We start from the raw sequence: 12505 nt of genomic DNA, 5'->3' as shown, positions 1-12505 counted from the left end.
AGACAGTATAAATCAATAGGAGTTTACATATGAATAATGAAGTCAATAGACAAGGAAGTATAGCATTAACGTGGACTGATACATCAAAAGCTTTAAAGATTTTAATATTAACTAAAAGACCTGAGTTAATGTATGAATACTTGGCTAGTAAAGGTGACCGATATGCATTACTAGCAAATAGCGTTGTCAAAGGCGATTCTTTTTCAGGTAAATTTGCATTGAACTACTTAGAAGAAGTTATAATTGAAAATGGTCAAATATGCAATGAGACTAAACTTGAAAAAATACGTTTTGATATGGCTTATGCTTATATATATGAGCAAAGGAGTAGACTTAAAAATGGTGTTACAGAGATAACAGGAGATATTAATTATAAAGAAGCAATGGCATTTCATGAGCGTGTTTTTAAAAAATACAAATTACCCGCGGAAGCGTGGACTTTACAACCTGTCTTTAATGTCATCCCTGATGAAAAAGATAGAGAGGTATACTGGCAAAAAGCGCTGGATGCTGTAGGCGATACGGAAAAGGAGGCCGAATTAAGTTTAAGCACTATGAATATTATGTTTGAAAGTTTATATGATGCGCCTGCAAATAAACAATTGCAAACCCATCGCTGGATGAGAAGAGTGATAGACATAGACAATGCAGTAGATACCGTGACATTAACTTTTAAAAAAACGTATGGTTTTTTTGAACCGCCTTCACTAAGAATCGATCTTAATGAAGCTCTAGCATTAGCATATGAAACGGGAAATCCATTAATTGATAGAGGAACTAATCGACTATCATTTTGGGATTACCCATCTGAAAACATTAATAAATATTCAATACAGACTGATTGGGTTGGACAAACGGATTTTGAGCACAAAGATCGCCTTTCTGAATATTACCTTGAACGCCCTGCCTATATATTGCCAGAAACCGGATTATTTGATTCTCCATCGGTCAATTACAGCCCCAATGTTAATAAACACAATGCCATGATAGATGATGTTATTGGCAACATTCCTTTTGCTGGCTATTCCAATAATCATTCACCATTTGAAATAACGGCTTCAGAACACCGAGGATACCCAGTGAGTGTATATAGACCGAATGATTTTCAAATAGGTGAGTGTCAAACGGATCGAACCGTTGATAGCTTAAGAGACCATATGTCTTCCATGGACCACTCATCAAGCTCGTTTGATAGAGATTTTAGGGTGCCTCAGGCCCCGAGTATGCATGAATTTAACTACAGTGGTGGCTATAGCAGCTCATCATCCAGATTCTCATTTTAATTTTATTAACACTCAATAACGTTTTAATAAAAAACGGAGGTTATTGAAGTTGATAAACTCACAATAACCGCCGTCTTAATTTTGAATATTTAATCTGGTTTAAATTGAATATGATTCAATAGAATAGCGTTTAAATGGACTCATCCAAATAAACACGCTCCACTTTTTGGCAACCTAACGCGTGCAAGGTATTTTCTGTTGTACACCACTGCTGCACCGTTGCATCTTGTTTTTCCACTAACACTGCTTGCTCAATAGCATGAATATCTTTACCCGCTAAATTCACCATAATTAGTGCAGCTTGTAATGGTGGTAAGCTTGGGTTGAACGCAGCATTTTCAGCGTAACGACCTGTAAACAGAGAGCCATCTTTTAACTGCACAGCAATACCGGAGTGAGATTCGCTGTATGGTGCGTGAGATTGGTTCGCAGCTTCAACCGCAGCAGATAACAATCTATCGCGACTTTGGTTTTGATAACCATGGTTAACATTGTCGAGCAGCAATGTGGTGATATTCAGATCCGATGGACCGAATGAATCAGGTAAATAATCATGAAGTGTAGCTGCTTGGCGTTTTGGTAAATGCACCATGATCTTACCGCCTTCACGCAGCTCATTCATAAACTGTCGGCAGTGACCGCAAGGCGTGTAGTTGACGGTAATAGAGGTTAATTGTTTTTCGCCTTTTAGCCACGCATGGGTAATGGCACATTGTTCAGCATGGATAGTTTGACCAATAGAAACATGGTTAAATTCCATATTTGCGCCGAAATAGAGATTACCGCTGATCCCGCAAGCGATTGCGCCTACATTAAAGCGAGAAATTGGTGTGACAGCGTAAGCCGCTGCGAAAGGTAATAATGAAAAAGCGAGTTCGCTGTCCGTGCATCCACTCTCAGCTTTAATATGCTTAACTTGCTCAGCGGTCAACATAGCTGAGAAATCGGGTTTGTCCATAATAGGCTTTAGGACAGACTGTAACTTTTCTGGAAGTTCGGCCCAAGCGGCCTTGAATCTTGAATGCATGAGTAACCCTCCCTATTTAATTGTTTTCATTCTATTCAATTAATAGGGTGATTGGATGTGATCGCGATCACTTCATGAATGCAATCAATGAAACAAATTCATTAAATGAGAGATGTATCTCAAGTTTTTACACTGAAATTTGCATAAGAGAGGTAAATAACCTCTCTTATTGATTTAGTTTAGCTAAATAAGTGAAGAATAACAGGGAAGATAAAAGGCGCAATTAACGAGGTGATCACCCCGCAGGTCATTAACGCTAATGAACTGTAAGCCCCTTCAATATAGTTAACTTCCGCACAACGCGCAGTTCCCAAAGCGTGAGAAGCGGTACCCATCGCCAAGCCTCGTGATGCATGGGTGCGAATACGCAAAACATCAAATAGGCTATGACCGAACATCGCCCCTAAAATCCCGACAAAAAGTACGCAAGCGGCACTAATTGCTGGGATGCCTCCGACTGAATCGGCAACTGCCATGGCTATTGGTGTTGTGACCGACTTAGGTAATATTGAACCTGCAATATCCGGTGTAGCCCCTAGCCACAGTGCAATAGTTGCCCCCGTAAACATCGCCACAATACTGCCAGCAAAACAGATACTAAATAGGGATTTCCACTGTGCTCTAATCTGGTGCATTTGCTCGTAGAGCGGAAAGGCGAGGGCGACAACGGCCGGCTGTAATAAATCATTGAGTATTTTACTGCCCGCAAAATAGTGCTCATAAGAGGTGTTCGTCAGGATCAGTAGCGGAATAATAATTGCGATAGTTAACAATAATGGGTTCAGAATGGGCAATTTGCACTTAATTGACAGCGCTCTCGCCAAATAGAAAACAACGATAGTTAATGGCAGTGACCACCAAATATGTTCTAACATCACTCTTTCCCCTTGGTTTTATCATTATTGATGGTTGAAGAAATGGGTTCTTCAGGAGGAAGAGGAATTTCATCAGGCTTCACACCCACGATAGGGCGCTCTTTATGGATATAGTTTGAGCTGACCGCGACAACAATCATGACAATAAGCGTACTGGCAATACAAGAGACGACAATCGGGATCATCTGTTGGCTGAGTAAATCATAATAATTCATAATCCCCACACCGATGGGAACGAATAAAATCGTCATGTTTTTCAGCAGGATGCTACATCCAGGTTTTGCCCAGTGAGCAGGGACTATCTGTAATGCTAGCAAAACAAACAGCAGCAACATTCCGACAATACTGCCGGGAATGGAAAAAGGAAGCAGTTTGGAAATTACATTTCCGATGATCAGGCAGAGGTAAAGTATTGCGAAGGCTCGCAAATATTGCCATCCGGTGTTCAATACTTGTTTTAATGACATGGGATTTGTCCTATTACTCGACAGGCATTCATCATACAATTAACTTGAAAATTGTGCCAGAGATCACAAATAAAAACCCATAAAAAAACGGAGCTCACTAAAGTGGCTCCGTTTTGTACTGATATTGGCTAAGTTTGTTGCTCAATTTTCAGAGCGACAATCAATGGCTTATTTAACTTGCATACCCGGTTGTGCGCCATTATCTGGGCTCAGTAGGTAAATGTCTTTACCACCAGGACCTGCTGCCATCACCATACCTTCGGAGATACCAAAGCGCATTTTACGTGGAGCAAGGTTTGCCACCATCACGGTTAAACGACCTTCCAGGACTTTTGGATCTGGATAAGCGCTACGGATACCAGAGAATACTTGGCGAGTTTCACCACCGATATCTAACTGTAACTTCAGTAGCTTATCTGAGCCTTCAACGAAGTCTGCTTGTTTGATCAGCGCAATGCGCAAGTCAATTTTAGCGAAATCATCGAATGTGATGGTTTCTTGAATTGGGTCATCCGCCAGAGGGCCAGTCAACTGCTTAACTGGCTGAGCACTTTGTTTGGACGCTTCTACCATTGCTTCCGCTTTTGCTAATTCAATACGGTTAAATAACGCTTTAAATGGCGCTACGTCGTGGTTCAGTAATGGCGTGTTGATGGAATCCCACGTTAATTCAACTTTCAGGAACTCTTCCACGCGCTTGGTTAAGCTTGGCAGAATTGGTTTCAAGTAAGTCATTAATACTCGGAATAAGTTGATACCCATCGAGCAGATATCTTGCAGTTCTTGGTCTTTACCTTCTTGTTTAGCTACGACCCAAGGTGCTTTCTCATCCACATAGCGGTTTGCAATATCCGCTAATGCCATAATTTCACGCACGGCTTTGCCATATTCACGATTAGTGAAATCGTCACCAATCACTTTTGCAGCATCAACAAATTGTTGGTATAGCGCGGGCTCGGCTAAGTTTGCTGATAATTTTCCAGCAAAACGTTTAGCAATAAAACCTGCGTTACGTGAAGCTAAATTCACCACTTTGTTAACGATATCGCTATTCACACGCTGTACAAAATCTTCTAAATTCAAGTCGATATCGTCGATGCGTGAAGAGAGTTTGGCTGCATAGTAATAACGTAGGCAGTCAGCATCGAAATGATCTAAATATGCGCGAGCGGTAATGAATGTGCCGCGAGACTTAGACATTTTTGCACCATTAACGGTGACATAACCGTGAACAAACAGGTTAGTTGGTTTACGGTAGTTGCTGCCTTCTAACATGGCTGGCCAGAATAGGCTGTGGAAATAGACGATATCTTTGCCGATAAAGTGGTAAAGATCCGCTTTGGAATCTTTGTTCCAAAATTCATCAAAGTTTAAATCGCTGCGTTTATCGCACAGGTTTTTAAACGAGCCCATATAGCCGATTGGCGCATCCAGCCAAACGTAGAAATATTTACCCGGTGCATCTGGAATTTCAAAGCCGAAATACGGGGAGTCACGGGTGATATCCCACTGTTGTAAGCCAGATTCAAACCATTCTTGCATTTTGTTAGCCACTTGCTCTTGCAGTGCGCCAGAGCGAGTCCATGCTTGCAGCATGTCGCTAAATGCAGGTAAATCAAAGAAAAAGTGTTCAGTTTCACGGATAACTGGCGTTGCACCTGAAACCACTGAACGTGGGTTGATCAGGTCAGTTGGGCTATAGGTTGCGCTACAGACTTCACAGTTATCGCCGTATTGATCTTCCGCTTTACATTTCGGGCAAGTACCTTTTACGAAACGGTCAGGCAGGAACATGCCTTTTTCTGGATCGTAAAGCTGTGAAATGGTTTTGTTTTTAATAAAACCATTACTTTTTAACTTGCCATAAATCAGTTCAGATAACTGTTTGTTCTCTTCGCTATGGGTTGAGTGGTAGTTATCGTAGCTAATCTGGAAGCCTGCAAAATCGTCCTGATGCTCTTGGTTCATTGCAGCGATCATTTCTTCAGGCGTAATGCATAATTGCTGAGCTTTTAACATGATCGGTGTTCCGTGCGCGTCGTCAGCACAGATGAAATGAACCTCTTTGCCGCGCATTCGCTGATAACGGACCCAAATATCAGCCTGAATGTGCTCCAGAATATGACCGAGATGGATTGAACCGTTAGCATATGGTAACGCACAGGTTACCAGTAATTTATTCGCGACTTGAGACATAGTAACTTTCTTACTTCCATTATTAATAAAGGGTCTTTGATGTTAACCGATCAATAAAAATGTCGCTAGGGCAATAAAATATTAATCGGCAATTATTAGGAAAAAACACTAGGTGGAAACAAATTTTTACTGTTTGTGGTTTTTCATTCGCTAGGCGGTCACTATTTTTTTCGTTCTCTGCTATCATGCAACGTAGTCAAAAATGTGTAGTTACAAAAAAGAAAATAAAGGAGCCGGGATGAACGATAAATCCCCCGAGCAGAACAAACCAGAACTGCTGACTGAACAAGTCTCCACTGTTTTGGCTTCATTTACACACCCAACTCTCAAGCGCAATCTGATTTCAATCAAAGCATTGCATCGTTGTGCGCTGTTGGACAATGTGTTGCATGTCGAATTAGTTATGCCATTTGTCTGGAAAGGCCCATTCCAAACGCTGATCAGCGAAAAAACGGCTGAATTAAAGCAATTGACGGGTGCTCACGCCGTAGAATGGAAATTACGCCACGATATTACCACTCTGAAGCGCGCCAACGATTTACCGGGCATCAACGGTGTGCGTAATATTCTTGCGGTGAGTTCAGGTAAAGGTGGTGTGGGTAAATCCAGTACTTCCGTGAACTTAGCGTTAGCATTGGCACAAGAAGGCGCAAAAGTCGGTATCCTCGACGCGGATATCTACGGTCCTTCAATTCCGAATATGCTGGGCACTACACTGGAACGCCCAACGTCTCCAGATGGTCAGCACATGGCACCGATTATGGCGTATGGCTTAGCCACTAACTCCATTGGTTACTTAGTCACTGACGACAACGCGATGGTATGGCGTGGTCCAATGGCAAGTAAAGCCTTGATGCAGATGCTACAAGATACGCTATGGCCAGATCTGGATTATCTCGTTATCGATATGCCACCAGGAACGGGTGATATCCAACTGACTCTGTCACAAAATATTCCTGTGACAGGCGCAGTGGTTGTGACCACGCCGCAAGATATTGCCTTAGTGGATGCGATGAAAGGGATTGTCATGTTCAAAAAAGTGAACGTGCCTGTGCTGGGTGTTGTTGAAAACATGAGCGCACATATTTGCAGTAACTGTGGTCATGTAGAGCCTATTTTCGGTACCGGCGGTGCAGAAAAACTGGCTGAAAAATACAATACCAAACTGCTAGGTCAGGTTCCGCTGCATATTTCATTACGTGAAGACTTAGACCGTGGTCAGCCGACCGTAATGCGCGACCCTGAAGGCGAGTTCGCCGATATCTATCGCGAAATTGCGTCTAACATCTCTGCATTGATGTATTGGGAAGGGGATAAGATCCCGACGGAAATCTCTTTCCGCGCCGTGTAATTAAATGGTATCGATAAAGGCTATTTGGTCAGTAATGACTAAGTAGCCTTTTTTATTGCCATAAAATCCGATTCTTTGATTGTTCTGATTTCTTCTCAAACTGTTCCTTTATTGTTGTAGGCTGCGTAGAATGTCGCATAAGTGAATTTCCTAGCCTGAAAATTAACGATATAGAAAATTCAGTCTTTATTCCGTTGGCGAATGCCTAAAAGGTGATTATGAAATTTTTAATTTTTATTGTCGTATTGGTGCTGATTGTTATTTATTTTTATAACCGCATCGTTGCACTACGTGAAGCTGTCGTTTCTAGCGAAACTGAGATTTCAGTTCAATTAGATCGCCGCGGTAAAGTATTTGATAGTTTACTGGCGACGGTGAAAAAATATTTAAGCCATGAAACAGAAGTCTTCACTAAAATTACCGAGCTAAGAAGCCAAGCACAAAATGCGACGGGGGATAAAGCCCGTGAAGCGGAAGATGCGCTGTCCAAGATGGTTAGCAGCGGTGCCATCAATGTAGCAGTTGAAGCGTATCCAGAGCTAAAATCGGATGCGATCATGGCAAATTTACAAGAAGAGATCGTCTCTTCTGAAAATAAACTCTCTTTTGCTAAACGTGGTTATAACCGTTCATTAGAAACGTATAACGCGTATATCGCTTCTATGCCTGCCGCATTAATTGTTGGCATTATTCCTAGCTTGAAAATTAATAAAGAATATTGGCGTTTAGAGGAAGCTGACATCAAAACGGAAGAGTCTCGTCGCATTAATTTCGATTAAATGGATGTTGCCATTGGCAGGGTTTTATTATGGATTACAGAAACGTTATACGTAAAAACAATATCCGTACTCGGTTAGTTGTGCTGAGTTATATTGTGCTGATGCTAGTGATTGGTTTGCTGGCGGATACCGCAACCCATCCAGATGAGAGAATGGATTTTACCTCAAACCTGATAGCATTTGCGACATTACAACAACTGCCTGTGGCAACCTTTATTATTCTTGGACTGACATTTTTAGGTCTACTTTATATTCATTTCTTCGGGCATAAATTGATGCTTGCCGGAATGAATGCGAAGGAAATCACCCAAGAAGGCGCTTCAACACCTGAAGAAAGACAGCTATTCAATATCTTGGAAGAGCTGAGCTTAAGCGCGACATTACGTTATGTTCCGCGTCTGTATATTTTAGATACTGACGAACCCAATGCATTTGCGGCTGGCTGGAATTCTCGTAATGCATTAGTCGGCGTCACGCGTGGTTTGTTACAGACGCTAAATCGCCAAGAAGTTCAAGCGGTAATGGCCCATGAAGTGGGACATATTATCCACGGTGATTCTAAATTAACGCTGTATGTGGGTATTTTAGCGAATGTTATTTTGACGGTAACGAACGTTTTTGCTCAAGTGTTTATTCGCTCAGCAGGACGTAGTCGTAATAATTCAGCGAATAAAGCACAAACCATTTTATTATTGATGAATATCGTGTTGCCAATTATTACCAAAGTACTTTATTTTTATTTATCGCGTACCCGTGAGTATATGGCGGATGCGGCAGCGGTGGATTTAACCTCTGATAACCAAGCAATGATTAGTGCTTTGAAGAAAATTTCAGGGGATCATCAAAAGCATGATTATGATGATGAAAGCACCGGACAAGCATACAGACAGGCGGCATATATCTTTAATAAGGGGGATTCTGTGTTTTCAACCCATCCTTCTATAGAGAACCGAATTGCAGCTTTAGAAGGGCGCAAACAGTTTTAAGCTTAGCGCGAAGCTTACGCTTTGAAGAATAAAAATTGGGTGCGTTTTTTTATCAGTCTTTGACGAGATAGACTGGTACAGCGCACCATTACACCCTATAATTCCCGCCAACCATAACACTATGATGTTATGCACTTCATTTCTAAAATTTTTAACCAGGTTACCATTTTATGACTGACATATCGCATCACTGTACCATTGTAGGTATATCGGGCGCTTCTGCATCTGGCAAAAGCCTAATTGCAAGCACCTTATATCGGGAATTAAGAGAAAAGGTTGGTGATCATAATATCGGTGTTATTCCAGAAGACTGTTACTATAAAGATCAAACAGATATTCCTATGGAAGAACGACTCAAAGTGAATTATGACCATCCAAATTCAATGGATCACAGTTTACTTTATGAACACCTCAAAGCACTGAAAAGTGGTCAAGCCGTCGAAATTCCTCAGTATGACTATGTCGCTCATACTCGCAAACAGCAAACCGTCAGTTTTAAACCAAAAAAGGTCATTATTATTGAAGGTATCCTATTATTAACAGACAAGCGTTTACGTGAAGAGATGGATTTCTCTATTTTTGTGGATACGCCGCTGGATATCTGCTTAATGCGCCGTATTAAACGTGATGTTAATGAGAGAGGAAGAACATTAGACTCCGTGATTGAACAGTACAATAAAACGGTTCGCCCAATGTTCTTACAATTTATTGAACCATCGAAACAATATGCCGATATTATCGTACCTCGTGGCGGTAAAAACCGTGTGGCGATTGATATTTTGAAAGCGAAAATTGGTGAATTCTGTCAGGACTGATAGCGTCAAATATCACCAGCGATAAGCTGCCATAAATATATAAATAATGAAGGGGGAAAGTGATCATGCGTCTTTGTGACCGCGATATAATTCAGTGGATGGATGAAGGTCGACTTGTTATTAGCCCGCGTCCACCGATTGAACGGATCAACGGAGCGACCGCGGATGTTCGTCTTGGGAACCAATTTCGTGTTTTTCGTGGACATACTGCGGCATTTATTGATCTTAGTGGACCAAAAGATGAAGTCAATGCGGCATTAGACCGTGTGATGAGCGATGAAATTGTTCTTAAAGAGGACGAGCCTTTCTTCCTTCACCCTGGTGAATTGGCTCTGGCAGTTACACTAGAATCCGTCACGCTGCCCGACAATTTAGTCGGTTGGTTAGATGGGCGCTCTTCACTAGCAAGACTTGGACTAATGGTTCACGTCACAGCCCACCGGATTGATCCAGGCTGGCGTGGTCAAATTGTGTTAGAGTTTTATAACTCAGGTAAGTTACCTTTAGCATTACGTCCGGGCATGGTAATTGGTGCACTAAGCTTTGAACCGCTATCAGGCAGTGCAGACAGACCTTATAACAGCCGACAAGATGCAAAATATAAAAACCAACAAGGTGCTGTTGGTAGCCGTATTAGCCAAGACTAATACAGCAAGATAGCGAGCGGCCTCTTCTATGGAGTTTGAAGAGGTCAGCAATCGCTAGCGTCAAGGAATGACAGGCGAAAGGTGTGACAAACAAAGTAAAAGAGAGGGATGCATGAAACGGTTTTTAACGACGCTGATTATTTTACTTGTGGTGGTAGTAGCGGGGCTAACAGCTTTAGTGATGTTAGTGAACCCGAATGATTTTAGAGGCTACCTCGTTCAACAAGTTGAGAAAAAAAGTGGTTACCAACTTGATTTCAAAGGTGATATGCGTTGGCATGTATGGCCAACACTGAGCATCATTACGGGTCCTGTCTCGGTCACTGCACCTAACGCCAGCCAGCCTGTTTTAAGTGCTGAAAATATGCGCTTAGATGTGGATTTATGGCCACTAATTTCCCATCGACTGTCTGTTGAGCAAATTGTCATTGATGGGGCGGTAATTCGCAAAACACCTGAGAGTGAACCGATTACGACGGTTAACACTCCTGTTGCCCCTGGCGGTAGCCAAGCACCTTCCGATACAACAGATAAAAGCAAATGGTTACTCGATATCAGTAAAATTGATATCACCAACAGCTTAGTTATCTGGCAAACATCAAAAGATGAATACAACCTACGCAATATTAATCTGTCACTGAAAAAAAGTGATGATAAACAAGTTGCGATGAAATTCAGCGGTAATTTAAATAAGAACCAACAAGAATTTAATTTTGATATTAAATCAGATATCGATTTATCTAAATTATCTCAGCAGGTAAGTGGAAAAATCACGCAGTTTGATTATCAACTTAGTGGTGTTGATTTACCAGAAAATGGTATTAGCGGAAAATTCACCTCAGATTTTCTGTATACAAAAGCCAATTCAGGGGCGATTAGTCTTGATAATCTTGCCATTCAGGCAAATGACAGCCAATTAGTAGGGACAATCAATGTCAATTTAACCGATATTCCTGATGTGACGGTGAATTTATCCTCGCCTTCTTTGAATCTCGATACGTTAATTGGACAAGCCCCCGCACCCGGCAAATCAAATACAGTCAGTGCAGCCTCAGAAAATACCGTCAGTAATAATGAGCGTGTTGGCGTGAAGCCCGTTATTTCGGGTTCCAACATGCAGAAGTATGATTTAATGGGATTGAAAGGATTTACTGCTCAATTTGATGTCTCGATGGACACATTGATTTATCGCGGCATGTCGATGACCGGGGTAAAAATTAAGGGCGATAACCAAACACCACGTTTAACGATTTCTCAGTTAGAGGGTAATGCGTTTGGTGGACAATTTTCACTACCTGTGACCATTAACTACAACGCTATCCCTGCTCAGGTTTCAGCAAAACCTGTATTTAATAATATTAATCTTACTCCGGTATTAAAGGCATTTAGTATGCCTGAAAAACTGAGCGGAATTATTTCATTAAATGCTTCGTTATCAGGTACTGGCTACGATGATTATGCGGTTAAAAATCAGTGGCAAGGACCGGTTAATTTTGAACTGCGCAGTGCTAAATTGGCGGATTTAAACATTCCGCAATTGATCCAACAATCGGTGTCCCGTTTCACTAATAAAATCAATATGCCAACAGATACCAACAGCTTCACAGAAGTGGATTTATTCACTGTGTCGGGATATCTCAATAAAGGCAATATGAGTATTTCCGCTCTTAAAGCAACGTCTTCACTGCTGAATATTACAGGGCAAGGGCGCGTGAATATTCCAAAAGAAACCATCGATGTTAATTTAGGCGTAAATATTCTTGGCGGATGGGCTGGGGACTCTCGTTTGGTTCAGCAGTTACGTAGTATGAATATTCCACTACGTATTTACGGTGGTTGGAATAACTTACAGTACCAATTGGATGTAGAAAAATTACTGCGTAATGAGCTACGAACTCAAGCAAAAGAAGCCATTGGTAGCTTCTTGAAAAAAGAAGAAAATAAAGGGCTTAATGATTTATTGAATGCATTGTAATTTGGATGGTATAGAACCGCCCAAAAATGAGCGGTTCTATATTTATAGAGACAATAATCAGATTATTTATGTCCGTAATCCTTGTAATCTTGTGCTCTTATTGC

Annotated in this window: 11 protein-coding genes; 7 read left to right on the top strand and 4 right to left on the bottom strand. The window is 41.4% G+C overall.

Annotated features, from left to right (window positions below; translation table 11 throughout):
* Window positions 1–29: 29 nt before the first annotated feature.
* The gene (locus JK188_RS13075; protein WP_211884991.1) at window positions 30–1283 is read left to right on the top strand and encodes a serine protease; all 1254 of its coding nucleotides are present in this window, start codon (window positions 30–32) and stop codon (window positions 1281–1283) included.
* A 130-nt stretch (window positions 1284–1413) separates the two neighbouring features.
* On the opposite strand, the gene cdd is transcribed toward JK188_RS13075, so the two are convergent.
* The 4 genes from cdd to metG all read right to left on the bottom strand — a co-directional run bounded on the left by cdd (window position 1414) and on the right by metG (window position 5848).
* The gene (cdd, locus tag JK188_RS13070) at window positions 1414–2310 is read right to left on the bottom strand and encodes a cytidine deaminase (protein ID WP_211884992.1); all 897 of its coding nucleotides are present in this window, start codon (window positions 2308–2310) and stop codon (window positions 1414–1416) included.
* A 179-nt stretch (window positions 2311–2489) separates the two neighbouring features.
* Window positions 2490–3185 (bottom strand): CidB/LrgB family autolysis modulator, encoded by a 696-nt coding sequence (locus JK188_RS13065; protein ID WP_036949690.1) that lies wholly within the window; start codon window positions 3183–3185, stop codon window positions 2490–2492.
* The gene (locus JK188_RS13060; RefSeq protein WP_132494380.1) at window positions 3185–3652 is read right to left on the bottom strand and encodes a CidA/LrgA family protein; all 468 of its coding nucleotides are present in this window, start codon (window positions 3650–3652) and stop codon (window positions 3185–3187) included. The genes JK188_RS13065 and JK188_RS13060 overlap by 1 nt, the downstream gene beginning before the upstream one ends.
* Before the next feature lie 168 nt (window positions 3653–3820).
* Window positions 3821–5848: a methionine--tRNA ligase gene (gene metG, locus JK188_RS13055; RefSeq protein ID WP_211884993.1), complete on the bottom strand. Its 2028-nt coding sequence runs from the start codon at window positions 5846–5848 to the stop codon at window positions 3821–3823.
* Between the two features lie 238 nt (window positions 5849–6086).
* Between metG and apbC the strand changes: the two genes are divergently transcribed.
* The 6 genes from apbC to asmA all read left to right on the top strand — a co-directional run bounded on the left by apbC (window position 6087) and on the right by asmA (window position 12401).
* Entirely contained in the window at window positions 6087–7199 is a 1113-nt protein-coding gene (gene apbC / locus JK188_RS13050) for an iron-sulfur cluster carrier protein ApbC (RefSeq protein WP_006662269.1), read from the top strand.
* Between the two features lie 218 nt (window positions 7200–7417).
* Complete coding sequence (locus tag JK188_RS13045; RefSeq protein ID WP_211884994.1) at window positions 7418–7978, top strand: LemA family protein; 561 nt, start codon at window positions 7418–7420, stop codon at window positions 7976–7978.
* Window positions 7979–8007: 29 nt separating this feature from the next.
* Window positions 8008–8964 carry a zinc metalloprotease HtpX gene (gene htpX, locus JK188_RS13040; RefSeq protein WP_211884995.1) on the top strand — a complete coding sequence of 319 codons (957 nt, stop codon included), beginning with the start codon at window positions 8008–8010 and terminating at the stop codon, window positions 8962–8964.
* Between the two features lie 170 nt (window positions 8965–9134).
* A complete protein-coding gene (gene udk / locus JK188_RS13035; protein WP_036949681.1) occupies window positions 9135–9779 on the top strand; it encodes a uridine kinase in 645 nt (214 codons plus the stop codon).
* Between the two features lie 65 nt (window positions 9780–9844).
* The gene (gene dcd / locus JK188_RS13030; RefSeq protein ID WP_211884996.1) at window positions 9845–10426 is read left to right on the top strand and encodes a dCTP deaminase; all 582 of its coding nucleotides are present in this window, start codon (window positions 9845–9847) and stop codon (window positions 10424–10426) included.
* Between the two features lie 112 nt (window positions 10427–10538).
* On the top strand, window positions 10539–12401 hold the full coding sequence (gene asmA, locus JK188_RS13025; RefSeq protein WP_211884997.1) for an outer membrane assembly protein AsmA: 1863 nt from the start codon (window positions 10539–10541) through the stop codon (window positions 12399–12401).
* The last annotated feature ends 104 nt before the right edge of the window (window positions 12402–12505 follow it).

Origin of the sequence: Providencia sp. JGM181, from assembly GCF_018257375.1 — a bacterium.
In the GTDB taxonomy this organism is placed as follows: domain Bacteria; phylum Pseudomonadota; class Gammaproteobacteria; order Enterobacterales; family Enterobacteriaceae; genus Providencia; species Providencia lanzhouensis.
This window is presented reverse-complemented; position numbering and strand designations above follow the sequence as displayed.